The following is a 24,221-nucleotide window of genomic DNA, read 5'->3' as shown; positions in this document are numbered from 1 at the left end:
GTGACGTGGAGTGAGCGCTTCGTGTGAGGCATACGGTCGGCGGAGGAGGAACCCGCATCCGGGTTTCGGAGGGGGCACGCGGGGTTTCACCTCTCGTCCTGTGTGACTCACACGGCCCACACGTGCTGGTCAGCGGCTCACACGGGGCGTATGCCTCACACACGTGCTGCGGGATGCGTATGAGCGGCGGGCGTGTGGGTCACACGCCCCGTAGCGGTCACTGCGCGTTGCGGTACCGGGTGATGGCTTCCGCGAGGGTCTCGGCCAGATAACCGACCTTGGAGTCGTCCCCGATCCGGACTGTCCCGGCCCCGGGGCGGGTGACGCCGACCGTTTTCAGGATCTTGTTGAGCTCGGCGCCGAACGCGCTGGGTTCGAGGTCCAGGGCCGCGGCGAGCGTGCCGGAGTGCATCCGTCCGCCGGCGGCGATGACGGCCTGGTGGGCGTCGCGCAGGAGCTGAGGTACAGGGTCGGGGCGATTGTCAGGCCCGCCGGTCTGCTGGACGACGCGCCCGAACTCGGCCCGGATGACGTTCGCTTCATCTTCGGGCGCCTGGTCGTGGCGGCCGGTGACGGTGCGGGCGGCATCGAGCATTTGGGAGAGCAGGTCTCCGCTGAACCGGATCTGAGGGCCGCTCTCACCTTCACCGTCGCTCGCGTCCACGGCGCTGGCGGCCGGGGTGCGGGATGCCGGGTTGGTGGTGGCCTTCTCGCCTGTGCCGGTGAGGGGGATGCCGGTGATCTCGTCGATGAGCGGGCGCAGGATCTCCATGTCGGTGTAGGGCAGGGTCGCGGTGGAGAGCTCTTTGTCCTTGTAGCGGCGGGGCAGGATGCGGCCCCAGCGCGAGGCGTAGAAGCGGGCGGGCACGGTGTCGAGGAATACCGGGTCCAGCGTGGGGCGGCGGCCGGCGAAGGTGACGGCGAGGTGGGAGATGCGTTTGGGGGTGAGCCGGTATGCCTTGAAAGGGGCCGGGGCGGTTTCGATGTCCTCGGCCCCGGGGGAGGAGAGGAAGCCGCAGCCGCGGTGCGGGGCGGCTTTGGGGTCCAGGCGGCCGGTGCCGGTGGGGAAGAGGTGGTGCAGCTCTTCCGGGTCGGACACGCGCATGGCGGCCCGGTTGCGGGACTGCTTCTTCATCGCGGCGGTGATGACGTCCTGGGTGGCGCGCAGTCCGCAGATCACCACACGGACCCGTGCCGCCCTCCCGGTGTCGACGACGGAGTCGAGCTTGCCCAGGATGCTCACCGGGAGTTCGGCGATCTCGTCCACCAGGATCACGATCTCCGGCAGGTCCTCGGAAACGGGGATCTTGTCGTCGTTCGCGTCGTACATCAGGTCCTGGTAGCCGGACTTGCGGGACTCGATCCCGGCAATGGCCACATCGAGCATGATGTGCGCCTCTTCGACCGTGTCCGCCGCCCAGTCGATCACCGGGACGTGCGCGGTGCCGTCGACGGCCCAGGGGCGTAGCCAGGGCATGGAGATGCCGGCGCCAGTGGTGTCGATGTGCCATAAGAGCGTGTCGTTGGTGCGCAGGGCTGCGGCGTTAGCGACGTTGACGAGGTTGGATTTGCCGGAGCCGACCTGGCCGACGAACAGGGCGCAGTCGGCGGCCAGGCGGATGGCGGCGTCTTCGGCGTCGGGGTGCAGGCCCAGGGCGAGGGGGTCATTGATGCTGGTGACGGTGGTCTCGTCGGGGTAGGGGATCTCCTCGGCTATGACGTCTTTGGTGGTGACCCGGATCTGGATCTCGCCGTAGACCATGCCGTCGGTGATCTGGATGCCGCCGCCGCGCGGGAGCCGCAGGGCCGCGGCGAGGGTGCGGTCGGCGTTGGCGGGGAGTTCGGGGGTGCCTTCGGGCATCTGGACGCGGACGGTGTAGCCGACATCGCCCTTCCAGGGCGTCACCCCGTCGACCTTGTGCCCGTCCAAGCGGAACAGCTCAGCCAGGCGTTTGTGCCATTCGCCGGCCTTCCCGTTTGCCCATTTCTGCAGGCTGCGTTGGACCCGCTCGGTCTTCGCGGTCTGCTCCGCGCCGGCCAGGGCGCGGGCCAGGACCACGGCGGCCGCGGTACCGGCTCCCCACCATCCGGCGCTGTTCCAGGTGAAGGCGTTGTGATCGGTGAGGGCGGCGGCGGTCCAGCCGCCGGCGGCCAGCCAGGCGGCGCAGCGGGTGATGATGTGGCCGTGGGGGCGGCGCTGGTAGAGGTCGGCTCCGCCTTGTGCGAGGGCGCCCGTCCCGGCGGCCAGGAGAGCGTAGCCCGGTGGGAGCCCGGCCAGGCCGCCGGTGGCGGCGACGCTGTAGGCACCGCCAGCGGCCATGGCCGCCCCAGCAGCAGGGGTGACCTTCCAGCCCCAGTCCAGGCGGGAGGTGTTGCGTGCCATCAGGATCGGTCTCCTTCACGGCGGGGAAAGGGCAGGCCAGGCACCAGGGGAACCGGTGCCTGGCCCGCGCGAGTGGGATGGGGCGCTGTGCCCTGTCAGGGGTGTCTGGAATGGTCAGGGAGCGCTGGTCAGGCGTCCCACATGGCCTCGCCTTCCTCGCCGTTGCGGGGTGCTTCGTGGCGGGAGATGTCGGGGGCGTGCAGGCGTCGGAAGTTCGGCATCAGCTCCTGCGCGGCGGACGCGGCCTGCATGAGGAGGGTGTGGATATCGGCGATCGCGTCCACGACCGCTTTGTCGACGGGGTAGTGGTCGTTGGAACGGACCTGGAGCAGGTTCACCGCTGCGGCGATGTTCTCGATGCCGTCGGGGATGCCCTCGTACTCGGCGGCGACCTGCTTCATGTGGCCCGGTTCGTAGCGGGCGTAGACGTGCGCGATGTCCTGGCACACCGCCACGAACTGCGAGGGCTGGCGCTGCCCGAAGCTGCCATCCTGGCGGCGCTCCAGGATGTTCCACATGTGCTCCCCGTTGCGGGGCTCCTCGTAGCGGCGCAAGTCGTGCTCGTGGACCTTGGCGAACAGCGGCCCGACCTCGGCCGCTTTCTGCGCGGCCCGGTGGATCAGGGCGTAGACCTGGGCGACCAGGTCCGCCATGCGGGCGTCGGCGGGGTACTTGTCGGCGGTGTTGACCGCGAGCTGGCGCACCGCCTCAGCGGTCGAGGTCAGGCCCTCGGGCAGGCCCCAGTACTCGGCCGCCACCGCCAGCATCATCGGCGGCTCATAGCGTGCGTACGCCTCGCGCACGCCCTCGGTCTCCCGCTTGAAGACGGACACCAGATCTCCTCCGAAATGCGCCCCGCCCGGGGCGGTCAGGGCACCTGCGAACGGACGGCCCGGCTGTGGAAAGCGCAGGGCGACGTCCGGGCGGGTGGCCTCGGTGTACTTGCTCTTCGCCCTGCGCATCAGGCGCCGGTGCACCGCCCTGGCGGCCTTCGGGCCCCAGGTCAGGAAGTGCGCACCCCAGGGCCTTCCGGTGCGTGGGGCAAGGTGCAGCCACCGGAGCACCGCTCCGCCGCCGGCGGCGAGCGTCTTGAGCAGGAAGCCCGGCACTGCGGCCAGAGCACCAACGGCTCCGGCAGTGAGCTTCGCCCCCGCGGACCGGGCCAGATACGGCACCACCGCCCGCCCCTTCTTCACCAGCTCCCGCCGGGCGGTACGAATCCGCGCCCGCAGGCTCTGTGCGGCAGGGGACTGTGCGGCCTTCGCGGTGGCCCGCCGGGCTGAGGCCAGACCGCGCACCGCCGCACGCCCGGCCCGGCGCGCGGCAGCCACAACCGCCGGCCGCACCCTGCCCCGGCCAGCGACCAGGCTCCGTCCGGCAGTACTCCCCTTGGAAGGGCTGCCACTCCGGCCCGGCCGGTCGGTCGAACGGGCCGAACCCGCGCCACGGCGCAGGCCCAGACGTCCCAGTACCCCGCCCCGTCCGCTGCTGCGGCCACCGGCGCCGCGATGGGCGTGCCCACTGCCTGCTCTCCCGGGCTTCCCGCCACCTGTGCCGCGGCCCGCGCGGGCTCCGAAACGCATACCGGGGCCACCCAGGGCGCTGCGGGAACCACCGCCCCGCGTCCCGCCCCGGGCACCGGGGCCGCGGGTGCCGGCAACCGATCCGGTGGCCACGCGGGGCTGCTTGGTCAGCGACACACCCCGGCCGGCGCCGCCCCTGCCGCTGCTGCGCGGTGTCGAGGCCCCAGCGTTGACCGGACCGGCGGTCAGGGAACCTACGCGGCGCTGGCGGCCGATCCGTCCACCACCCCGCCCCGCGCCGGACCCGCGGCCACCCACCGAACGGCGGCGGCCACCGCCAGCATCTGTACTGCCGAACATGCCGGACGCCCGGCCCAGACCGCCCCGCCTCGCCCCTCGGAAGGCGCTGCCTGAACCGCCCAGTCCTGCACGGCGGGTACGCCGTGACCTGACTACTGCGAAACCCGCCGCCGTACCCGCCACGACACCGGCCGCGGCGATCGTGCCGACCAGACCGGCCGTCGCATACAAGGCCGCCGAACTGGTCGAGACGGCTTCCGCCCCGAACACGGCAGCGGGCAGAACAGGCAGCCCGGCACCCGGACGGGAGCGAGTCTGGGCTTGCGCTTCAGGGGCCTGGGTGACGGTGAACTCGATCGGGACCGTCTGCCCGCCGTCGGCCACGGCCGTGACAGCGGCAGGCTCTGTCTCTTGCGCCGGTGCGGGCGGTGATGGTGCCCCCGCAGACTTGGTGTTGGACACTGTTTGCGCTCCTTGAGGAGTGAAAAGGCCGCCCCCGGCCGGGCCCTGCAAAAGCGGGCCGGGGGCGGCTCAGCTCAGCCCACGCGTCAGGCGCGATGGACGGGAACGTGGTGGGGGTGCGCGGCGGCGGCTTCCTGCCAGCGGCGGCTCTCCGCCGCATCCGCGTCCGGCAGGCGAACGCGGAAGGAGCAGCCGGGCACACGGCACCGGTGCGTGGTCGCGAAGGCGACCTCCACCAGGTGGTTGATCGAGCATGCGACGTTGGCGAAGAGGGCCAGCGCGCACGCCGTGGTCAAGGCCACCGGCACGTCGTAGCCGCGCAGGCGCGATCCGGCAGTCAGAGCGACGGCCGCGCCGACAAGGGCGGCGGCCGGGAGACGAACACGTTGGTACTGCAATGCGCTTCCTTCCTCATCGGGACAGTTCAAGCAGCGCGCTGTTCCTCGGGATACGCGCAGGTCACGCACAGCCCGAGCGAGGTGGGGATGCAGTAACCGGCGTCGATGCGGCAGGCGGGACACGTACGGCGCGCCGCCATCGCTTTGGCCAGGGCGGCGCGCTTCGCGGGGGTCATCGGGCGGACCTTCTTCGCCCCGGCGACCGGGTACAGGTACGCGACCTGGACCCCGCCACGGCGGCGGTTGCCGCGCATCACTTGCGCGGCGATTTCCTGGCCGCCGGGGCGCAGACCGCGGGCGCGGAGCTGGCGGCGGGTGGCCAGGCCGTCCGGGGCCAGACGCCACGGGAAGGTAGGAATCCCGTGGGTGGCCCCGGTCGGGTCGTAGCACTTGCCGAATGCCGGCGACATCAGCCGGCCGGGGCGGTCACAGGTTCGGGAGCGAGTGCCGCGGAGGTGAAGCACGCCAGGAGGACCGGCGTACCGTTGAACGTCCCGTCGGCCCGGAGCAGTTGGTAGGGGGCGTTGGCGCAGTTGTTGGATTTCCAGGTCACCGTGGTGGCGTCGATACTGAGCGCTTCCCGCCAGGCTTCGAAGTCGGCGAACGAGCCGTGCCGCGTGATCTCCATGCCGGGCATGACTTCACCGCGGTAGACGATGGTGCCGAAGGAGAATTCGGCGGCGGGCAGGTTCGGGAACTGGCCCAGCAGGCGGTACAGGGCATCGATGACGGGCCTGAAGTCACCCATGATCTCGGGATTCATCTCGGGTTCCTTGTCGAGGAGGAGGTCAGCCGGCGATGGCGGTGGGGAGCGCGGCCAGGTACGGCTCGCGGGCCTTGACCCGGCCGCGGGCGGTGCGCGCGGTCGACTCCGACCCGCCCAGCCCTGCGGCGGCCATGGACTCCGTCATCCGTGCCGTACTCGGCTGGACGAAATCGGTGCCGTACAGCGCGCGGATCAGCTGATCGACCCGGTTCGGGTAGATCACCGGGGCGCACAGTTCGACGGGCGTCGACGGCCGGTCGATGCCCGTCGGCGAAGGCGCCGCGACGGGCTCCGGCGGCGGGTCGGCGGCCACGGGTTCGGGCCTGGCCGCGGGGGTGTGGTCGACGGGGGCATTGACGGGCGTCGACGGCGTGGTGAAGGCCGTCAACGCCGGCAACGGCGTGGGGGCCGCCGACGTCGGAACCGCCTCAGCTGGGGGCTGCCCCCCGGGGGCGCGGTCGAGGGTCACGGCCGGGGGCGGGAGTGGCTCTTCGACGGGCGTCGGAGGGGCATTGACGGGCGTCGACGAACCGTGCGGGCGGGTCTGGGTACGGCGGGAGAGGTAGGCGTGGACCTGTCGCATCAGCGCACCGAACGCCAGCAGCGCGGCCACCGGCGGCACCGCGGCCACGATGTAATCGAGCGTGGTCGCATTCGTGCCGACCGCGGCGACGTTCAGGGCGATAGAGCCGCCCGAACCCGCCGTGGCCAGGCCGATTGCGCACAAGTCGACGCGCTTGGCCAGCGACGCGCGCAGGATCAGCAGCTCACCGATCACGATGAACAGGTCCACGGTGGCAGGCCAGGCCCACGACCGGGCCGCGGCGTCGGCCATGCCGTGCCGGGCCGCCAGCTCTTGCAGGTGCTCGTAGGAGAGCCAGAATGCCACCGCGGTCAGCACGACCGTGAGCTGGCTCGCCAGCGCGGTAATGGCCACCTGCACGGCGACGGGCGTCGACGGCGTGGTGACGGCCGTCAACCCCCCGTCGACGCCCCGCGGCCCACGGCGCTTGCCCGATACGAACCCGCGCGGCGAGAACCTCACAACGCCCCCTTCGCGCGAACCCTGCGACCGGCCAGGGGGACCGTCACGGGGCGGATGCCGACGGGCGTCGCGGCGGGGTCGAGGTGCCCGTCGACGGCGCGGGGGCCATCGGCGGGGACCGGCGGGTCGTAGAGCTGGTGGCGCTGTTCGGCGAGTTGCCCGGCCCGGTAGCGGCGCGGGTGCAGACGGCGGTAGAGGTGGTGGCGTAGGGCCGTCATCGGGCACCTCCTGCACGGGGTGCGGTGCCGGGGCGGCCGGTGCGGCGGCCGTTGGTGGTGGTCATCTCCGGCACCGGGCCGTACGAGATCTGCCAGCCGCCACCGGATCGTTTCGCCGCGTACATCGCCTCATCCGCCCGCCGCAGCGCGACATCCAAAGCGGGGGCGTGAAAGGCGATGGGGTGCGCACCGATGGAGGCGCCTACCAGCAGCTCCTTGCCCCGAAACGGCACCGGTCGCTGGAGGGAGAAGTGCAAGCCGCCCAGCTCGTTGGAGAGTGCGCTGGGATTGGGGATCAGGGCGGTGGCGGCGAACTCATCCCCGCCCAGCCGCCCCGCGGTTCCCTTACGCAGGTTGGCCCACTTCTGCAAGCGGGCACCGACCGTGGCCAGGACCGCGTCCCCCGCGGCGTGGCCGCAGTTGTCATTGACGTCCTTGAAGCCGTTCAGGTCCACCATCACCACCACCGCACCCACATTTCGCAGGTCACGGCAGGCGGAGCGGGTGAACAGGTCACGGCCGGGCAGGTTGGTCAGCGGGTCGAACCGGGCCTGACGGGCTCGCCGGCGCAGCAGTGCGGCGTGGACGGACCAGCCGGCCAGCAGCGGGCCAGCCGTCGCGGACAGTGAAGTGATCGTGTCCATCACGCGGCCTCGGTCCCGCGCGCCCAGCCCTTCACACGACGGCCGGCGTCCAGGTCGAACAGGTGCGGGGTGCGGTCCTTGATGAGCGTCGCGGCGATCCGCGTCACCCGGTCGTACAGCCCCGGGTCATCGCCGATGATGTCGCGGGCCGCGTCCACCCGGGCCGCCCGCTCCTCCGCGCTTTCCCCCGGCACGCCCAGCCATAACTCCAACGGGGTACCGAGGGCGAGCTCTACGAACTCGGCGGCTGAAGCCGCCTCTTGCCCTGCGACAATGTGCTTCATGGGTCGTGATGCCTCTCATCCAGGCGGGAACGGCCCGAAGCGGTCCCGGTGTTTGCCCACCGGGGCCGCGCGCCGTTGAGAACCAGAACAGGCTCCGGCTCCCCTCAACCCCGCCCGTACAGCGCGAAAGAGCGCCGGACGGGCAGAGGAGGCAACCGGCCGCAGCGAGCCGCCGCGGTGCGATCGAATGGGACCGGTTGTTCGCGGCGAGGTCTTGTTGCTCGCGAACGGATTGCTGAGCGGCGCCACCGTGCCGGTCCACCACGGTGGCGCCCGCGTATGTCGGCGACCCATGGGGCCCCTTCAGCGGTTCGGATCTCGGGTGATCCTTAGCCGTCAGATACCGCCGGCCAGAGGGCCGGAGCAGCGACGACCCCCGCCCACTCCCGAAAGCCAGTGGGCAGCGCTCCTTTTTCACCCCGGGGAGGTCAGTGGCCCCGGGCCGCCTGTACAGGGGGCAGCGTCCTGTGGCCCGGATCGCTCCGGGCGACCTCCCGAACCTTGCGAGGGTTGGAGGCGTCCTCCCAGGCCCGGTACTGCTGGGCCGGAGGTGGGCCCCATCGACCACCCATGTGCAGGCGGCTGGGGCGGCACACTGTTCAGTTCTCAAGGAACGGACGCTTCCTTCGTCCCGTGGCGCGGGATTCCGGGCGCGAGCACTGCACGTCCACATCACCGAAGCGATGCATGTATTACATGCCTCTCAAGGTGGCAGAACGCGACGCCGTCGTCAACCCTTGGTTTCCTCGACGTGCCGCGTCCCGCCTCGATCAGCGACACGACCAGCATGGCAATGAGACCGAGGACGTTGGACTCCGCGCATGTACGACTTGCACCCGACTCGCTACAGTCGAAGTCGTCCCAGGACGTCCCAGACAGGGGAGGTCGTATGGCAAATGAGCGCTTACGTGGGGCGATTGTGGCGAGCGGTCTCACGCTCGACCAGGTCGCGGGGCGCCTCGGGGTTTCCCCGAAGACGGTTGAGCGCTGGACCTCGGAGCCGAACCGCAAGCCGTACCGGCGATTTCAGTACGCGGCCGCCTCATTACTGCGGCATGAAGTCTCCTACCTCTGGCCGGAGGAGCGGACATCCGCCGAGGTGACAGCGTCCAGCGACTCAGAGGTCTTGAAGATCTACCCCCACCGCTCCGTCGTGCCTTCAGAGGCATGGACGCAGCTCTACGCCGAGTCGACGACGCACTTCGACATCCTCGTGTACTCGGGGTTCTGGCTGACCGAGGACCCGCGGTTCCACCGGCTCGTACGGGAAAAGTCAGCCGCCGGCGTGCCCGTGCGCTTCATGATGGGCGACCCGAGCAGTACGGCCGTAGCCGTACGAGGTGACGACGAAGGCATCGGGTCTGCCATGGCAGCCAAGATTCGCAACGCGCTGCTGAACTACGGGCCGTTATTCGCCCTGCCCAACGTGGAGTTCAGGCTTCACGACACGACGCTCTACAACTCCATCTACCGCGCCGACAACGAGCTGTTGGCGAACGGACACGTCTACGGCGTCGGTGCCTACATGGCGCCCGTCCTCCACCTTCAGCGGGTCCCGGGCGGTGAGCTCTTCGATACCTACGCCGAGAGCATGGAACGCGTCTGGGAGAGCGCCCGTGCGATCACTTCGCCCACCGACTACGAAGGCGTCACAGCATGAGCCGAATCGACTACTTCCGCGACCCGCACGCCCCCGCAGCCAACTCGGTCGTACCGTCCGTCACGGCCGTCGTCCGCAACGGGCAAGGAAACATCCTGCTCATCCACAAGACGGACAACGACCTGTGGGCCCTTCCGGGTGGTGGGCACGACGTCGGCGAGAGCGTCGCCCAGACGGTCGTGCGCGAGGTCGCAGAGGAAACCGGCATCTCGGTGACCGTCGAGGGCATCGTCGGTCTCTACACCGATCCGGAACACGTCATGGCGTACGACGATGGCGAGGTCCGCCAGCAGTTCTCCATCTGCTTCCACGCCCGCCCCGTCGCCGGCACGCTCCGCACCAGCTCCGAATCGAAAGAGGTCCGCTGGGTCTCCCCAGCGGACCTCGACAAGCTCGACATCCACCCGTCGATGCGGCTCCGCATCGCTCACGGACTGGACGAGTCGCGCGGGGCGCCCTATATCGGCTGAGAGGCTTCCTGCGCCGCGCTGAGTCGCCCTTCGACTCGACGTACGGCCGCATGGATCTCGGGGGCGGCGCGCTGAATGAAGCGACCCACGATGGTGTCGGGTCCGTACCGCCCGACGATCTCGGAAACCCGGGCCTTCGAGTTCGTACAACCGCCGTCAGGGGTCGTGGTCATGTCGCAGAAGAGCAGCGCGTCCACCAGCTCCGGGCGCTCCAGCGCGAACTCCGTCTCCAGCTCCTCGCGGAGGCCCCGCTCCTCGGCTTCCAGCAGCGCACACGAGTGATGGGCCACGAGACGCACGATCCGATCGTCCATGCCCTCTTGATCACGGAGGAACCTGGCGCCGTCGAGCGGGTGAAAGCCGGTGGAGGCGATCTGAGGCGAGTAGCCGATGTCATGAAGAACAGCAGCCGCCTCCATCAGCGCAGACTCCTGCCCCAGGATCGGCTCAAGGGAACGAGCCCGCTCAGCCACCCCGAGAGAGTGCGACCAGCGACGCGGAAGCGGTTCGGACAGGAGTGACTCGGCGAGGCCGTAGGCGCGCTCAGTAAGACCCATAGGAACAAAGGCTACGAGGTGCCGCTGTCACCAGGCAGGGCGCGAACCTGTCGCCGGCGGTTCGGGCCCATCACGATGAGCCCGCGGCCCTCCAACTGCGCGATTGCCGAGCGAACCGCGGTCCGGGAGACGCTGAACCGCTCGCACAGCTCACTCTCGGAGGGGAAGGTGTCGCCAACGGCAGCGCCTTCGACCCGCAGCAGATCCGTCACCTTGTCGACGAGCGGCCGCCGGTCGCCGGTCCCAGTCACGTACCAGCCGGCACCCTGCACGGACTCGATCACCCCGTCCGCCTTCAGAGCCTTCAGAGCCCGCCCGACCGTGGAACGCCCGACACCGTACGTGCGCATCAGCTCGGCCTCAGAGGGCAACGCCTCACTGATCTTGCCCTTTGCGATCTTCTGTCGCAGGGACTCAGAGATCTGCAAGTACGTCCCCCGCGGACTGACCTGCGGCACAGGACCCCCTCTTCCTCGCTCTGGGCGGCGACCTCCCGGCGGCGCTCGCTCGCTCCAGCTTCGCACGGCCCGCTCACACGCCGGAGTGCCTGCAGCGAAGACCACCTGGCGAGGATCTGTTACAAGTTTCCCTAGTTCATCAAGGCGGCTCGCTCCGCTCCCCGCGCGGCCCGGCCCCCGGCCGGGCCTGTCCTGCCTCCGCCCCGCTCCAGCCCGGCCGGCACCCGCGCCGCGCTCTCAGCAATCAGCCGCCTGATGCGTGAGAGGGGGTAGACCGTGCGCACCGGGCAGGTCCAAAGGGTGCCCGGGGCACTGTAGTGAGCTTACGGGGTCGTGATCACTCGCCCAAAGGTTTAGCCAAACACTTCTCTGTCGATCCTTAGCTAATCCACACATCGATCTTCGCGTTAAAAGCTCCCTTTGTGAGTCTCTTAAAATTAGCATACGCCACAGCGATTCCCGTCAGTGATACATCAAGACCGCCAAGCCCCAAAACTGGCCAAGCCTCAAGAAAATCTGAGAGCTCTGGTATATCGCGCATCACGGATTCAGCGATCTCGGCATCGGGAATCGGATTGTGCTTCATGAGTTCGACCAAAGGGGCGATTTCCGTCAGGCCAACTGCCGCGCCAAGGACTTTAGCACCCTCCTCGCTGACTGCATTGACCTTAAGAAGTCCATCTCCTGCCGGTCCAAATAGAACAGCTGCTGAACTTGGATTTTCCAAGCTGCCGAGGATTTCCGCCACGGAAGGAGTCTCTTCCGGCCGGAAGCCTCGGAAATAAAGACCCGGGTAACGCTGCTTCATAATCGATTGCCATGAAATTGTGCCGATGGAGCGAACGGCGCAACCGGTCGCTATCAAATACTGGCTATCCGATTCTGTAAAGCTTCCGAAATCGGCACACATGGGACGCAGTAGGACCTTCACTCTCTCTAGGAAAGACTCTGCCGTAGGGGGGTTCACCTGAACATTCTTGAAGAAGAAGATCAGGGAGAGTGCCGCAAGGTGCTTTGAGGTAAGTCTCTGCGCTACCGCAATTCCTTCGTTTAGCGCCAGTTGCTTCACATTTCGCTCGGTCTCAAGGGTCCTCGCCACGAGCATTTCTACAAGGACTTCGCCAAGCTCTTCGTCACCACTCTTGGCGTAACCCATCTCCGCATCCAGAACGGCGGACTGAACTCCAGGGTCTTTTAGGTTGGAGATTGCTTCAGGCGCTTGCTTGTTTAGTTCACTGAGGTAATTTACGGCAAACTCTTCTACGCGCTTGCCAGCGACCTCGAAAGCTTCTTGAGAATAACGCTCAAGGTATTCTTTCATCAGCCTCAAGCAGATGTGCTCTGCGTCTTGGACGCTGATTCCGTAATTTACAGTTTGCGCTTGGACGAGCTGGGACCCATCTCCGGCCCTCTGTCTCAGCCATGCCATATCACGATCCGCCAAGCTGGTTACTGTCGCCAAGGTTCATGTCGCCACCCGACTGCAAATTTATAGAATTAGCGCCGCTCTGCTGACTCATTCGAACAGATCGAGGCGAAGTTCCTTGCTGGTTTGGACGTGTCTGAATCAGGGAGAAGATCGAAATGGCGAGCCCGGCTGCGGAAACAAAGAACCCGAGCACACCAGAAATGCTACTTGAACGATTCAGGCCGATGTGAATGAAATAGGCGCCCAAGCCCACCAATGTAACTCCGATCACTGCACTGGTGATCCACAACGCCCTGCGTCGCTGCTGCGGTGTCATGCAGGTCATTCTGGACTCAAACGGACGCGTGTGGCAGGAGTTCCACAAAGAAGCTCGACGACGCTAGAGGGGGTTCCGCGCCGTCGTCACGAGCCGGCCGTCGCGGCTTGCTCTGGTCGACGGAACCGGCAACGTGGCTGAGGCCGGTGGGGATGGAGCAAGGCACACGCCTGCGTGGTCGGTCGGCGCGCCCGCCGTCCTGGCTGGCTGTCGTCGGCTGAGGTCCAGAAGGGCCCTCACGCACTCCATGGGGCTGGTCTGCTTCGCCCTCAAGGAAACCGGCTCAGGTCCTGAAGTTGAGTGGCGTGCTTCCGTCTCAGTTTCCGTCTCATTCAGCCCCGTTCGCGACCGTTCAGACGAGACGCGAAGCCATCCCCGCACCGACGGTCAGCCGCCCACGAACCCAGGCGAACGCCCCTGCACCAGCCCCACACCCCGCCAACACAGTGTGCGAGCATGGTGAACGGCGTGATGGTTGGTACGAGCACCACCATCCACGGCGCGGGCCGCTGAGGATGCCCTGGCCTCGGTCCCAGCTAGCAGTTGGGAGCGAAGGGCGCCCGCGCCACAGTCGTGCCCGATCAAGCCGTTAGCCGCGGTCAATCACTTCGGCCATGGGTGATCGCACGGACGTGCGCCGAAGTCGGGCCGTCTGGGGGCCGTCGAACGGCGGCTCCCATCGCCCATCAACGACCACAGACAACCGCTCGGTTGCAGGTTACTGACGTTTCGGCATGAGTCATCCGAGGGCTGCTTCATGCAGCATAAGTTCCTGCGCAACAAGAAGCAGGAGTGGGAGGAGTACCGCTCCGAGGTCACCGCCTTCGAGCTGCGGAAGATGCTGCCGGTGCTGTAGGCCGTACGGGCCGGCGGGGTGTCCGCCGGCCCGTACGGGACCCCTACCAGGTCACCGGCAGGCTGTGGCAGCCGTAGATCGCCTGGTCCGTGCGGAAGCGCAGGTCCTCCAGCGGGACGGCGGGCCGCAGGCGCGGGAAGCGGCGGAGCAGCGTCGCGACGACGATCTCCAGTTCGGCGCGGGCCAGCGCCTGGCCGATGCACTGGTGGACGCCCCAGCCGAAGGCCAGGTGGTGCCGGCCGCCGGGCCGCCGGATGTCGAAGCGGTCGGGGTCCTCGAAGACGTCCTCGTCGCGGTTGGCGGCGGGCACCGAGACGATGACCCCCTCGCGGGCCCGGATGACCTGCCCGCCGACCTCGACGTCCTCCAGGGCGACGCGGCGCGGGCCGTTGCGGATGATGCTGTGGAAGCGCAGCAACTCCTCGACGGCGCCGGGCAGCAGGGACGGGTCGCGGCGCAGCGTTCCGGAGAGTTCCGGGTCGTCCATGAGGGACAGGGCGCTCAGGCCGATCATGTTGGCCGTGGTGTCGTGGCCGGCGATCAGCAGCAGGACGCCGAAGGTCGCCACGTCCTTGCGGGCCAGCTCGCCCGCCGCCTCGTGGCCGGTGATGAGCCGGCTGAGGATGTCGTCCCCGGGGTCCGCGGCCTTGGCGGCCGTCAACTCCTCCAGATAGGCGTTGAATTCCTCGCGGGTCGCGGCCTTGACGTCCTCGGGCACCTCGCGGGAGAACAGCCGCGAGGTGAACCCCTGGAAGAGGTCGTGGTCGGCGCCGGGCACCCCCAGCAGCACGCAGATCACCCGCGACGGCATCGGCAGCGCGAGCGCCCGCACGAGGTCGACGGGCCGCTCGGGGGAGCGCTCCATCGCGTCGCACAGCTCGTCGGTGATCCGCTGGAGGTCCGGGCGCAGTTCCTCGACCCGCTTGACGGTGAACTCGCGCATGATCATGCGGCGCAGCCGGCTGTGCTCGGGCGGGTCCATGCGGATGAAGCCGCGGTCGGCGGCCGTGGGGGTGCCGCCGGTCATGCCGCTGAGCGGGTAGCCCGGGCGGGTGGTGTCGGAGCTGAACCGCAGGTCACCGAGGACGGCGCGCGCGTCCTGGTGACGGGTGACCAGCCAGGCCCAACTGCCGTCGGGCAGGGCGGTCCTGGATATGGGCTCCTCCCGGCGGAGCCGCACCAGGCCCTCGGGCGGGTCGAAGGGGCAGCCTGTGGGGGGAGTGGTGGGGAGATACGCGAGTCCAGCGGGCGTCATGTCGCTCCTTGCGTTGCTCGGAGATCACCAGGCAGCGAGTTAACTTACAACTACATGTATCTCCGGGCCATAGGACAAAATCCCCGGGGAGCGATGAGTTGGGGGGCGGGTACGGGAGCGCGCGCCGAGGCGGGGGCTGCGCCCGCAGCCCGCCCCCCCGGCCCCTGGGGCTATCATGCTGAGCAGGATCAAGGACACGCGCGGGCCGCCATCAGGGCCGCTGACGTCACCGGCCATCGGCGGTGCTCCTCGGGACCGGCACCGCGGACGGCGGACGAGCGGACGAGAGGGTTCCGATGACAGTGCCGCAGGGGCGCCGCAGCAGCTCGTACACCCGGCTGCTGAGGCACGGCTTCACCGACACCGCCGCCGCCGAGCGGCTGCTGGAGACCCCCGAGCTCGCGCCCGTACGCTCCGATCCCCTGCTCCTCGACGCCCTCGGTGCCACCGCCGACCCCGACCTCGCGCTGCACGGCCTCGTCCGCCTCGTGGAGGCCCTGCACAGCGCCGACCGGCAGACGCTGCTGGACACCCTCGTCGCCGCCAAGCCGCTGCGCGACCGGCTGCTGGGCGTGCTCGGCGCCTCCGAGGCGCTCGGCGACCACCTCGCCCGCCACCCCGGCGACTGGCACGCCCTGATCTCCTACGAGGCGGCCGACCTCAACCCCGGCACGGCCGAATTCGAAAGGGCCCTGGCCGACGGCGTGCGCGGTGAGCGCGGCGCCCACCTCCCGCCCGCCGACGCGCTGCGCGCCGCCTACCGCCGCTGCCTGCTGACGATCGCCGCCCGCGACCTGTGCGGCACCACCGACGTCGCCCGCACCGCCGCCGAGCTCGCCGACCTGGCCACCGCCACGCTGCGCGCCGCCCTCGCGATCGCCGCCGGGGAACAGCCGCAGGACGCCGCCGCCTGCCGGCTCGCCGTCATCGGGATGGGCAAGTGCGGCGGCCAGGAGCTCAATTACGTCTCGGACGTCGACGTCGTCTTCGTCGCCGAGCCCACCGGCGGCACGCCGGAGGGCTCGGCGGTCCAGGCCGCGACCCGGCTCGCCTCCCGGATGATGCGCGTCTGCTCGGACGTCACCGCCGAGGGCACCATCTGGCCCGTCGACGCCAACCTTCGCCCCGAAGGCCGCAACGGCCCGCTGGTGCGGACCCTCTCCAGCCACCTGGCCTACTACCAGCGCTGGGCCAAGACCTGGGAGTTCCAGGCCCTGCTCAAGGCCCGGCCGGTCGCCGGCGACCTCGGCCTCGGGCAGGAGTACGTCGACGCCGTCGCCCCGCTGGTGTGGCAGGCCGCCGAGCGCGAGAACTTCGTCGCCGACGTCCAGCAGATGCGCCGCCGCGTCGTCGCCTCCATCCCCGTCACCCACGTAGACCGCGAGCTCAAGCTCGGCCCCGGCGGCCTGCGCGACGTCGAATTCGCCGTACAGCTCCTGCAATTGGTGCACGGCCGCAGCGACGCCACCCTGCGCGGCGGCGGCACCCTGGACGCCCTCACCGCGCTCGCCGCCGGCGGCTACGTCGGACGCACCGACGCCGCGCACCTCGACGCCGCCTACCGCTTCCTGCGCACCCTCGAACACCACATCCAGCTCCACCGCCTGCGCCGCACCCACCTCATGCCCGAGGCCGAGAGCGACCTGCGCCGCCTGGGCCGCTCCCTCGCCCGCGCCTTCCGGTGGCCCGCCGGCACCGAACCGGTCGCCGAGCTGACCGGCCAGTGGAAGCGGCACGCCCGCGAGGTACGGCGGCTGCACGAGAAGCTCTTCTACCGCCCCCTGCTGGACGCCGTCGCCCAGCTGGAGCCCGGCGAGATCCGCCTCAGCGCCAAGGAGGCCGGCCACCGCCTCCAGGCCCTCGGCTACGCCGACCCCGCCGCCGCCCTGCGCCACCTGGAGGCCCTCGCCTCCGGCGTGACCCGCAAGGCGGCCATCCAGCGCACCCTGCTGCCCGTCCTCCTCGGCTGGTTCGCCGACTCCGCCGACCCCGACGCCGGGCTGCTGAACTTCCACAAGGTCTCCGACGCCCTCGGCCGCACCCCCTGGTACCTGCGGCTGCTGCGCGACGAGGGCGCCGCCGCCGAGAACCTCGCCCGCGTGCTCTCCGCCGGCCGCCTCGCCCCCGACCTGCTGCTGCGCGCCCCCGAGGCGGTCGCCCTCCTCGGCGACCCCGAGGGCCTGCGCCCGCGCGGCCGCGAGGCCCTGGAACAGGAGGTGCTCGCCGCCGTCGGCCGCGCCGAGAGCGCCGAGGCCGGGATCGTCGCCGTGCGCGGGGTGCGCCGCCGCGAGCTGTTCCGCACCGCCGCCGCCGACATCATCGGCGCCTACGGGGGCGGCGGCCCCGAACCCTCCTGGCGCAACGGCACCTCCGGCAAGGCCGCCGACACCGTCCCCAGCGACACCCACCTGCGCGTGGACACCGTCGGCGACGCCGTCTCCGACCTCAACGCCGCCACCGTCGCCGGGGCCCTGCGCGCCGCCGTGCGCGCCGAGTGGGGCGACACCCTGCCCACCCGCTTCGCCGTCATCGGCATGGGCCGCTTCGGCGGCCACGAGCAGGGCTACGGCTCCGACGCAGACGTCCTCTTCGTCCACGAACCGCGCGAGGGCGTGGCCGACGAGGAGGCGGCCAAGGCCGCCTTCGCCGTCGCCAACGAGATGCGCCGGCTGCTGCAACTGCCCACCACCGACCCGCCGCTGCTCATCGACGCCGACCTGCGCCCCGAGGGCAAGTCCGGCCCCATCGTGCGCACCCTCGCCTCCTACGCCGCCTACTACCGGCGCTGGTCGCTGGTGTGGGAGAGCCAGGCGCTGCTGCGCGCCCGACCGGTCGCCGGCGACGCGGAGCTCGGGCAGCGGTTCATCGAGCTGGCCGACCCCCTGCGCTACCCCGCGGAGGGCCTCGGCGACGGCGCGATCCGCGAGATCCGCCGGCTGAAGGCCCGCATGGAGAGCGAACGGCTTCCGCGCGGCGCCGACCCCACCACCCACACCAAGCTGGGCCGCGGCGGCCTCTCGGACGTCGAGTGGACCGTACAGCTGCTCCAGATGCGGCACGGCTGGGCCGAGCCCGGCCTGCGCACCCCGCGCACCCGCGAGGCCCTCGCCGCCGCCTGCGCCGCCGAGCTGCTCAGCACCGAGGACGCCGCCATCCTCGACGACGCGTGGGTGCTGGCCACCAGCGTGCGCAACGCCGTGATGCTCGTTCGCGGCCGCCCGCAGGACACCTTCCCCACCGACGCCCGGGAACTGGCCGCCGTCGGCCGCTACCTCGGGTACGAACCGGGACACATCGGCGAGATGCTGGACGACTACCGCCGGACGACCCGGCGGGCACGGGCCGTTGTCGAGGAACTGTTCTACGGGGCCTGAGGGACGCCGGCCGTCCCTGCCGGGAGAAGCACGGAACCACGGCGGCCGGGAGACGCTACGGCGCCTGCGGAGACCCCGCGCTCGCCTCGGCCGCGGCCGGGGCTCCTGCCGCGACATGGCGGGCCAGCCGGTGCGGGAAGGAGCGGTACCAGCCGAAGGACAGGCCGAAGCCGAAGGACAGGCACACCAGACCGCCGACCGCGTCCAGCCAGAAGTGGTTCGCCGTCGCCACGATCACCACCAGCGTGGCCAGCGGATACAGCGCCCCGAGCACCCGCGCCCACACCGGGCGCGCCAGCAGCGCGATGGTGATGCCGCACCACGTCGACCAGCCGATGTGCATCGACGGCATCGCCGCGTACTGGTTGGAGACATTGGCCAGATTGCCCGAGGCCATCGAGCCCCACGTGTGGTGCACCACCACCGTGTCGACGAAATCGACACCGCTCATCAGCCGGGGCGGGGCCAAAGGATAGAGGTAATAGCCGAGCAACGCGACGCCGGTGGTGGCGAAGAGGGCCAGCCGGGCGGCGGCATAGCGGCCGGGATGCCAGCGGTAGAGCCACACCAGCACCCCGATGGTCAGCACGAAGTGCAAGGTGGCGTAGTAGTAGTTCATCCCCACGATCAGCCACGTCACCGAATCGACGGCGTGATTGACGGTGTTCTCGACCGCGATGTGCAGGGAATGCTCGGCGCGCCATATCCAGTCGGCGTTGCGCATCGCCGCCGCCCGCTGCGTGGGGACGGCGTTGCGCACGAGGGAGTACGTCCAGTAACTGACCGCGATCAGCAACACCTCGAACCACAGGCGTGGTCGGCGCGGCGAGCGCGGTTTCCACAGGCCGAGCACGCGTCGTCCGGCCCGATCGGCCGACGGCCGGTCCGCTCGCTCCTCGGTGGGTGGCGGGGCGGCCGTCCGGCCTTCCAGTGTCCTTACTGTCGCTTCACCCATAGGGAAACAGTCTGCCAGAAAGCGGCCTGGGGCAGATCATCCCCAAGTCTGGTCTTCGCCGCTTTCCGTACGATTCAGGGGCACCGTACGAGCGCCCGTACGAGCGTCAGTACGGGCCTGTTCCCCGGGCTCCACCGGGCTCGCCGCACGGGCGCCCGGAGCGGAGGCGGTTGAACCCCGAACCACCAACTCCGGGAGGAAGACGAACTCGCTGTGCGGCGCCGGCGTCCCCCCGATCTCCTCCAGCAGGGCCCCCACGGCCGCCTGCCCCATCGCCTGCACGGGCTGGCGGATCGTGGTCAGGGGCGGGTCCGTGAAGGCGATGAGCGGCGAGTCGTCGAAACCCACCACCGAGACGTCCCGCGGTACCTCCAGGCCGTGCTGGCGCACCGCCCGTACGACGCCCAGCGCCATCATGTCGCTGGCGCACACGACGGCCGTACAGCCGCGGTCGATGAGGGCCGCGGCGGCCGCCTGGCCGCCCTCCAGGCTGAAGAGCGAGTGCTCGACGAGCCGCTCGGCCTCCGCCTGTTCCATGCCCAGCACCTCCCGCATGCTGCGCAGGAAGCCCTCGATCTTCCGCTGTACCGGCACGTAGCGTCCGGGCCCGAGCGCCAGCCCGATCCGGCGGTGCCCCAGTGCGGCCAAATGGGTGACGGCCAGCCGGACCGCCGCCCGGTCGTCGGGCGAGACGAACGGCGCCCGCACCTTCGACGAGAAGCCGTTGATGAGCACGAACGGCACACCCTGGGCGCGCAGCCGCTCGTAGCGCTGCATGTCGGCGGAGGTGTCCGCGTGCAGCCCCGAGACGAAGATGATCCCGGCGACCCCGCGGTCGACGAGCATCTCCGTCAGCTCGTCCTCCGACGACCCGCCCGGTGTCTGGGTGGCCAGCACCGGGGTATACCCCTGCCGGGTCAGCGCCTGCCCGATGACCTGGGCGAACGCCGGGAAGATGGGATTGTCCAGCTCCGGGGTGATCAGCCCGACCAGCCCCGCGCTGCGCTGCCGCAGCCGTACGGGACGCTCGTAGCCCAGCACGTCGAGCGCGGCCAGCACGGACTGGCGGGTGGAGGCGGCCACCCCCGGCTTCCCATTGAGGACGCGACTGACGGTTGCTTCGCTGACACCCGCCTGGGCTGCGATATCGGCTAGCCGGGCGGTCACAGGACTGGACCTTACCGGGCGCATCTCAGACTGCCCACCAAACACAGGAATCGGAGGGGATGCGGACCGTTCCGCCGACGAATTCGAGGGCGGACGTCGCGAGCACCGGGCGCCCGGGCACCGGAAGCTCCACCTCGTCGTCCAGCGTGTTGAGCGTGCAGACGAATCCCGGCCGGGAGAAGGCCAGTACGCCCGCGGGCGCGTCCAGCCAGGTCATCTCCCCGTCGCCCAGACCCGGCAGCTCCCGGCGCAGCGTCAGGGCCGAGCGGTACAGCTCCAGCGTCGAGCGCGGGTCGCCGGACTGCGCGGCCACCGACAGCTCCCGCCAGAGCCCGGGCTGCGGCAGCCAGCTGCCGCCCGTCCCGAAGCCGTACGGGGCCGCGTCGCCCGACCACGGCAGCGGCACCCGGCAGCCGTCCCGGGTGCCGTCCTGGCCGTCCCCGCGGAAGAACGCCGGGTCCTGGCGCACCTCGTCCGGCAGGTCCACGACCTCCGGCAGGCCCAGCTCCTCGCCCTGGTAGACGTAGGCCGAGCCCGGCAGTGCCAGCATCAGCAGCGCCGCCGCCCGCGCCCGGCGCAGGCCGCGCTCGCCGCCGCCGTAGCGCGTGGTGTGCCGCACCACGTCGTGGTTGGACAGCACCCACGTGGTCGGCGCCCCCACCGACAGCGTGGCGGCCAGCGAGTCGTCGATCACCGTGCGCATGGCCTCCGCGCCCCACGCGCACGTGAGGAACTGGAAGTTGAACGCCTGGTGCAGTTCGTCGGGGCGTACGTACAGTGCGAGCCGCTCCGAGGTCGGCGCCCACGCCTCGGCCACGCCGATCCGCTCGCCCTCGTAGGAGTCCAGCAACTGCCGCCACGAGCGGTGGATCTCGTGCACGCCGTCCTGGTCGAAGAACGGCAGCACCTGCGCGCCGATCAGCTTCGCCTGCTCCGTGCGGCCGATGTCCGGCAGGCCGGGCGCCTTGACCATGCCGTGCGCCACATCGATGCGGAAGCCGTCCACGCCCAGGTCGAGCCAGAACCGCAGCACGGACTCGAACTCCTCGCGGACCTCCTGGCTGTCCCAGTTGAGGTCCGGCTGCTCCGGCGCGAACAGGTGGAGGTACCACTCGCCCGGCGTGCCGTCGGGGCCGGCCGTGCGGGTCCACGCCGGGCCGCCGAAGACGGACTCCCAGTCGTTGGGAGGCAGTTCACCGTTCTCGCCCTTGCCCGGCCGGAAGTGGTAGCGCCCGCGGGCCGGCCCGCCCGGCCGGTCGGTGAGCGCGGCTCTGAACCACAGGTGCTGGTCGGAGGTGTGGTTGGGCACGATGTCCACGATGACCCGCAGCCCCAGCCGGTGCGCCTCGCGGACCAGGTCGTCGGCGTCCGACAGATCGCCGAACAGCGGGTCAACGGCCCGGTAGTCCGCCACGTCGTAACCGCCGTCGGCCTGCGGGGAGGCGTAGAACGGCGTCAGCCACACCGCGTCCACCCCCAGCTCCGCCAGGTGCGGCAGCCGCTCGCGGATCCCTCGCAGATCGCCGACGCCGTCCCCGTCACTGTCGGCGAAGGACCGCACGTACACCTGGTAGATGACCGCGCTGCGCCACCAGCCCTCCGCCTGCGGCGTGGAGGGGGCGGCGCCCTGGCTGCGGACGGAGGGCGCGAGATCCTGGGTCATGTACGTCCTATCGGTTCGAGGTAGGGGGCCGGAAAGAAGCGGGGGTACGGGCGGAGCGGGGGTCCGAACGGGTCAACGACGCCGGCCCCACAAGGTCAGCCCGGGTCAGCCCTTGGTGCCGCCGGCCGTCAGCCCGGCGACCAGCTGGCGCTGCACGAAGAAGAAGACCGCGGCGGCGGGCACGGTGATCAGCACGGCGGCGGCCGTCATCAGCCCCCACTCGGCCTTCTGCTGGCCGACGAACGTCTGCAGGCCGACGGCCAGGGTGTAGTGCTCCTCGCTGCTCATGAACTGGGTGGCGAAGGCGACTTCACCCCAGGCGGTGATGAAGGAGTAGAAGCCGGTGACGGCCAGACCGGGCCGGGCGAGCGGCAGGACCAGCCGCCAGAAGGTGCCGAAGGGGCTCAGCCCGTCCACCCGCCCCGCCTCGTCGATCTCGGCGGGAATGGTGTCGAAGTACCCCTTGAGCATCCAGGCGCAGAACGGTACGGAGATCGAGCAGTAGGTCAGGATCAGGCCGAGGTAGGAGTCCAGGAGCTCGAGTTCACCCAAAATGTTGTACAACGGCACGATGAGTACCGCCATCGGGAACATCTGAACGACCAGGAAGGTCCACATCAGCGGCCGGTGGCCGGGGAAGCGCATCCGCGACACGGCGTAGCCGGCGGTCGCCGCGACGAACACGCCGAGGACGGTGGCGCCCAGCGCCACGATCAGCGAGTTCCCGAACCAGGTCAGGAACTTCGTCTCGCCCAGGATGTGGGTGTAGTTCGAGACGTCGAAGCCGACGAACCGGGTGGGCTCCTGCCAGCCGTCGCGCCCGCGCAGGGAGACGAAGACGACGAAGAGGACGGGGAAGACCGCGACGACGCTCGCGGCGATCAGCGCCGTGTGCAGCGCGGCCGACGCCCCGCGCGAACGCTCGCCGCGCGGCCGTGGGGTGAGGGCGCTCATCGCTGAGCCTCCTGTCGGGAGAGCATCCGGCGGTGGAAGACGGCGAAGACCAGCAGCAGCGAGAGGATGAGGATGCCGTACGTGGCGGAGCCCGCGTAGTCGCGTACGCCCTGGAACGCCAGCCGGTAGGCGTACGTCACCAGGATCTCGCTCTCCGAGCTCGCGCCCTGCCCGATCAGCAGGTAGATCACCTGGAACATGTTGAACGTCCAGATGACGCCGAGCAGGATCACGGTCCCGCTCACCGGCCGCAGGCCCGGCAGGGTCACGTGCCGGAAGCGCTGCCAGGGCGAGGCGCCGTCCATCTCCGCCGCCTCGTGCAACTCCCGGGGTATCGCCTGGAGTCCGCCGAGGATCGCCACCATCATGAACGGCACGCCCAGCCATACGTTGACGGCGACCGCCGAGACCTTCTGCAGGGTGCTGTCCCCGAGCCAGTCGACGGGGTCGAGGCCCAGCTTGGTCAGGAAGGCGTTGAAGACGCCGTACTTCTCGTTGAACATCAGCCGCCACGAGAAGGTGGCGACGAACGCCGGAACCGCCCACGGCAGGATCAGCAGCACGCGGTACAGCGCCCGGAAGCGCATCGGCCGGTTGAGGAGCAGCGCCAGCCCGAGGCCGATCGTGTAGTGGAGGACGACGCAGGACGCGGTCCAGACGACGGTCCACGACAGGCGCGAGTAGAAGTGGCCCTCCTGCCCGGAGAGCACCTTCCAGTAGTTGTCCAGGCCGACGGACTTGTAGGTCGCGGCGATGTGGTTGACGCCGATGGTGCGGCCGATGTTGGCCTCGTTGGCGTCGGTGAAGGACAGATAGATCCCCCGGCCCAGCGGGTAGCCGACGAGCACGGCCAGGACCACGACCACCGGCAGCACCATGGCCCAGGCGTACCAGTGGGTGTCGAAGGAGCGCCTGGCCCGGGCGAGCGGGCCGGGACGGCGTCGCGCCGCCGGTGTCGGCGGGCTGCCGGTTTCGGAAACGGCTGTCGTCATGGTGGCGGCGGCTTTCTGCGGTGGGCGGGGGCGGGGGCGGGGGCGGCTGGTGGCGGGGGACCGGCCGGCCGGGGGTCCGCGGGGGACCCCCG

Annotated in this window: 22 protein-coding genes and 1 pseudogene; 4 read left to right on the top strand and 19 right to left on the bottom strand. The window is 70.1% G+C overall.

Features of this window, described 5'->3' with window-relative positions; all coding sequences use genetic code 11:
* Window positions 1-217 precede the first annotated feature (217 nt).
* From J7E86_RS00520 to J7E86_RS00480, 9 genes are all read right to left on the bottom strand, one after another.
* A complete protein-coding gene (locus tag J7E86_RS00520; protein ID WP_215078543.1) occupies window positions 218-2,383 on the bottom strand; it encodes a hypothetical protein in 2,166 nt (721 codons plus the stop codon).
* Window positions 2,384-2,511: 128 nt separating this feature from the next.
* A complete protein-coding gene (locus J7E86_RS00515) occupies window positions 2,512-3,714 on the bottom strand; it encodes a hypothetical protein (RefSeq protein ID WP_215078541.1) in 1,203 nt (400 codons plus the stop codon).
* Window positions 3,715-4,754: 1,040 nt separating this feature from the next.
* Window positions 4,755-5,066 (bottom strand): hypothetical protein, encoded by a 312-nt coding sequence (locus J7E86_RS00510; RefSeq protein WP_215078539.1) that lies wholly within the window; start codon window positions 5,064-5,066, stop codon window positions 4,755-4,757.
* Window positions 5,067-5,092: 26 nt separating this feature from the next.
* The gene (locus tag J7E86_RS00505) at window positions 5,093-5,476 is read right to left on the bottom strand and encodes an RRQRL motif-containing zinc-binding protein (RefSeq protein WP_215078537.1); all 384 of its coding nucleotides are present in this window, start codon (window positions 5,474-5,476) and stop codon (window positions 5,093-5,095) included.
* Window positions 5,476-5,829 (bottom strand): hypothetical protein, encoded by a 354-nt coding sequence (locus J7E86_RS00500; RefSeq protein ID WP_215078535.1) that lies wholly within the window; start codon window positions 5,827-5,829, stop codon window positions 5,476-5,478. Before J7E86_RS00500 ends, J7E86_RS00505 begins: the two co-directional genes overlap by 1 nt.
* A gap of 25 nt (window positions 5,830-5,854) precedes the next feature.
* The gene (locus J7E86_RS00495; RefSeq protein WP_374223747.1) at window positions 5,855-6,877 is read right to left on the bottom strand and encodes a DUF2637 domain-containing protein; all 1,023 of its coding nucleotides are present in this window, start codon (window positions 6,875-6,877) and stop codon (window positions 5,855-5,857) included.
* The gene (locus J7E86_RS00490) at window positions 6,874-7,095 is read right to left on the bottom strand and encodes a hypothetical protein (RefSeq protein ID WP_215078533.1); all 222 of its coding nucleotides are present in this window, start codon (window positions 7,093-7,095) and stop codon (window positions 6,874-6,876) included. Before J7E86_RS00490 ends, J7E86_RS00495 begins: the two co-directional genes overlap by 4 nt.
* Complete coding sequence (locus tag J7E86_RS00485; protein WP_215078532.1) at window positions 7,092-7,739, bottom strand: GGDEF domain-containing protein; 648 nt, start codon at window positions 7,737-7,739, stop codon at window positions 7,092-7,094. Before J7E86_RS00485 ends, J7E86_RS00490 begins: the two co-directional genes overlap by 4 nt.
* Window positions 7,739-8,023 carry a hypothetical protein gene (locus J7E86_RS00480; RefSeq protein WP_215078530.1) on the bottom strand — a complete coding sequence of 95 codons (285 nt, stop codon included), beginning with the start codon at window positions 8,021-8,023 and terminating at the stop codon, window positions 7,739-7,741. Before J7E86_RS00480 ends, J7E86_RS00485 begins: the two co-directional genes overlap by 1 nt.
* Before the next feature lie 889 nt (window positions 8,024-8,912).
* On the opposite strand from J7E86_RS00480, the gene J7E86_RS00475 reads away from it, so the two are divergent.
* Both J7E86_RS00475 and J7E86_RS00470 read left to right on the top strand, forming a co-directional pair.
* Complete coding sequence (locus J7E86_RS00475; protein ID WP_215078528.1) at window positions 8,913-9,683, top strand: helix-turn-helix domain-containing protein; 771 nt, start codon at window positions 8,913-8,915, stop codon at window positions 9,681-9,683.
* A complete protein-coding gene (locus tag J7E86_RS00470; RefSeq protein ID WP_215078526.1) occupies window positions 9,680-10,153 on the top strand; it encodes an NUDIX hydrolase in 474 nt (157 codons plus the stop codon). The genes J7E86_RS00475 and J7E86_RS00470 overlap by 4 nt, the downstream gene beginning before the upstream one ends.
* On the opposite strand, the gene J7E86_RS00465 is transcribed toward J7E86_RS00470, so the two are convergent.
* The 4 genes from J7E86_RS00465 to J7E86_RS00450 form a co-directional block, all read right to left on the bottom strand.
* Entirely contained in the window at window positions 10,141-10,710 is a 570-nt protein-coding gene (locus tag J7E86_RS00465; RefSeq protein WP_215078524.1) for an HD domain-containing protein, read from the bottom strand. The two genes, J7E86_RS00470 and J7E86_RS00465, sit on opposite strands and share 13 nt — an antisense overlap.
* Before the next feature lie 11 nt (window positions 10,711-10,721).
* Window positions 10,722-11,168 (bottom strand): GntR family transcriptional regulator, encoded by a 447-nt coding sequence (locus J7E86_RS00460; protein WP_215078522.1) that lies wholly within the window; start codon window positions 11,166-11,168, stop codon window positions 10,722-10,724.
* Window positions 11,169-11,547: 379 nt separating this feature from the next.
* A complete protein-coding gene (locus J7E86_RS00455; RefSeq protein WP_374223748.1) occupies window positions 11,548-12,597 on the bottom strand; it encodes an LPO_1073/Vpar_1526 family protein in 1,050 nt (349 codons plus the stop codon).
* 1 nt (window position 12,598) lies between these two features.
* Window positions 12,599-12,913 (bottom strand): hypothetical protein, encoded by a 315-nt coding sequence (locus J7E86_RS00450; protein ID WP_215078518.1) that lies wholly within the window; start codon window positions 12,911-12,913, stop codon window positions 12,599-12,601.
* A gap of 769 nt (window positions 12,914-13,682) precedes the next feature.
* On the opposite strand from J7E86_RS00450, the pseudogene J7E86_RS00445 reads away from it, so the two are divergent.
* Window positions 13,683-13,769, top strand: a pseudogene (locus J7E86_RS00445) (glutamine synthetase); the annotation flags it as partial.
* 43 nt (window positions 13,770-13,812) lie between these two features.
* Here the strand turns inward: J7E86_RS00445 and J7E86_RS00440 are convergent.
* Window positions 13,813-15,024 carry a cytochrome P450 gene (locus tag J7E86_RS00440; RefSeq protein ID WP_215078515.1) on the bottom strand — a complete coding sequence of 404 codons (1,212 nt, stop codon included), beginning with the start codon at window positions 15,022-15,024 and terminating at the stop codon, window positions 13,813-13,815.
* Between the two features lie 296 nt (window positions 15,025-15,320).
* Between J7E86_RS00440 and J7E86_RS00435 the strand changes: the two genes are divergently transcribed.
* Window positions 15,321-18,398, top strand: coding sequence for a bifunctional [glutamine synthetase] adenylyltransferase/[glutamine synthetase]-adenylyl-L-tyrosine phosphorylase (locus tag J7E86_RS00435; RefSeq protein WP_215078513.1), 3,078 nt, complete (start codon window positions 15,321-15,323; stop codon window positions 18,396-18,398).
* A 55-nt stretch (window positions 18,399-18,453) separates the two neighbouring features.
* On the opposite strand, the gene J7E86_RS00430 is transcribed toward J7E86_RS00435, so the two are convergent.
* The 5 genes from J7E86_RS00430 to J7E86_RS00410 all read right to left on the bottom strand — a co-directional run bounded on the left by J7E86_RS00430 (window position 18,454) and on the right by J7E86_RS00410 (window position 24,129).
* Window positions 18,454-19,353, bottom strand: a complete 900-nt coding sequence (locus J7E86_RS00430; RefSeq protein WP_215078512.1) for a phosphatase PAP2 family protein — start codon at window positions 19,351-19,353, stop codon at window positions 18,454-18,456.
* A gap of 36 nt (window positions 19,354-19,389) precedes the next feature.
* Window positions 19,390-20,520, bottom strand: a complete 1,131-nt coding sequence (locus tag J7E86_RS00425; RefSeq protein ID WP_308312418.1) for a LacI family DNA-binding transcriptional regulator — start codon at window positions 20,518-20,520, stop codon at window positions 19,390-19,392.
* Between the two features lie 25 nt (window positions 20,521-20,545).
* Complete coding sequence (locus tag J7E86_RS00420; RefSeq protein ID WP_215078508.1) at window positions 20,546-22,183, bottom strand: glycoside hydrolase family 13 protein; 1,638 nt, start codon at window positions 22,181-22,183, stop codon at window positions 20,546-20,548.
* A gap of 105 nt (window positions 22,184-22,288) precedes the next feature.
* A complete protein-coding gene (locus tag J7E86_RS00415) occupies window positions 22,289-23,137 on the bottom strand; it encodes a sugar ABC transporter permease (protein ID WP_215078506.1) in 849 nt (282 codons plus the stop codon).
* Window positions 23,134-24,129 carry a carbohydrate ABC transporter permease gene (locus J7E86_RS00410; RefSeq protein WP_374223746.1) on the bottom strand — a complete coding sequence of 332 codons (996 nt, stop codon included), beginning with the start codon at window positions 24,127-24,129 and terminating at the stop codon, window positions 23,134-23,136. The genes J7E86_RS00415 and J7E86_RS00410 overlap by 4 nt, the downstream gene beginning before the upstream one ends.
* Window positions 24,130-24,221 lie beyond the last annotated feature (92 nt).

This window comes from Streptomyces sp. ISL-11 (genome assembly GCF_018614525.1).
Classification (GTDB): domain Bacteria; phylum Actinomycetota; class Actinomycetes; order Streptomycetales; family Streptomycetaceae; genus Streptomyces.
The sequence above is the reverse complement of the archived record's forward strand: the minus strand, read 5'-3'. Positions and strand labels throughout refer to the sequence as shown.

What these genes read in the sequence shown, in the direction of transcription:
- J7E86_RS00520 (WP_215078543.1), bottom strand. Translation starts at nt 2,383, where the DNA reads ATGGCACGCAACACCTCCCGCCTGGACTGGGGCTGGAAGGTCACCCCT.
- J7E86_RS00505 (WP_215078537.1), bottom strand. Translation starts at nt 5,476, where the DNA reads ATGTCGCCGGCATTCGGCAAGTGCTACGACCCGACCGGGGCCACCCAC.
- J7E86_RS00500 (WP_215078535.1), bottom strand. Translation starts at nt 5,829, where the DNA reads ATGAATCCCGAGATCATGGGTGACTTCAGGCCCGTCATCGATGCCCTG.
- J7E86_RS00490 (WP_215078533.1), bottom strand. Translation starts at nt 7,095, where the DNA reads ATGACGGCCCTACGCCACCACCTCTACCGCCGTCTGCACCCGCGCCGC.
- J7E86_RS00485 (WP_215078532.1), bottom strand. Translation starts at nt 7,739, where the DNA reads ATGGACACGATCACTTCACTGTCCGCGACGGCTGGCCCGCTGCTGGCC.
- J7E86_RS00480 (WP_215078530.1), bottom strand. Translation starts at nt 8,023, where the DNA reads ATGAAGCACATTGTCGCAGGGCAAGAGGCGGCTTCAGCCGCCGAGTTC.
- J7E86_RS00475 (WP_215078528.1), top strand. Translation starts at nt 8,913, where the DNA reads ATGGCAAATGAGCGCTTACGTGGGGCGATTGTGGCGAGCGGTCTCACG.
- J7E86_RS00470 (WP_215078526.1), top strand. Translation starts at nt 9,680, where the DNA reads ATGAGCCGAATCGACTACTTCCGCGACCCGCACGCCCCCGCAGCCAAC.
- J7E86_RS00465 (WP_215078524.1), bottom strand. Translation starts at nt 10,710, where the DNA reads ATGGGTCTTACTGAGCGCGCCTACGGCCTCGCCGAGTCACTCCTGTCC.
- J7E86_RS00455 (WP_374223748.1), bottom strand. Translation starts at nt 12,597, where the DNA reads ATGGCATGGCTGAGACAGAGGGCCGGAGATGGGTCCCAGCTCGTCCAA.
- J7E86_RS00450 (WP_215078518.1), bottom strand. Translation starts at nt 12,913, where the DNA reads ATGACACCGCAGCAGCGACGCAGGGCGTTGTGGATCACCAGTGCAGTG.
- J7E86_RS00440 (WP_215078515.1), bottom strand. Translation starts at nt 15,024, where the DNA reads ATGACGCCCGCTGGACTCGCGTATCTCCCCACCACTCCCCCCACAGGC.
- J7E86_RS00435 (WP_215078513.1), top strand. Translation starts at nt 15,321, where the DNA reads ATGACAGTGCCGCAGGGGCGCCGCAGCAGCTCGTACACCCGGCTGCTG.
- J7E86_RS00430 (WP_215078512.1), bottom strand. Translation starts at nt 19,353, where the DNA reads ATGGGTGAAGCGACAGTAAGGACACTGGAAGGCCGGACGGCCGCCCCG.
- J7E86_RS00420 (WP_215078508.1), bottom strand. Translation starts at nt 22,183, where the DNA reads ATGACCCAGGATCTCGCGCCCTCCGTCCGCAGCCAGGGCGCCGCCCCC.
- J7E86_RS00415 (WP_215078506.1), bottom strand. Translation starts at nt 23,137, where the DNA reads ATGAGCGCCCTCACCCCACGGCCGCGCGGCGAGCGTTCGCGCGGGGCG.
- J7E86_RS00410 (WP_374223746.1), bottom strand. Translation starts at nt 24,129, where the DNA reads ATGACGACAGCCGTTTCCGAAACCGGCAGCCCGCCGACACCGGCGGCG.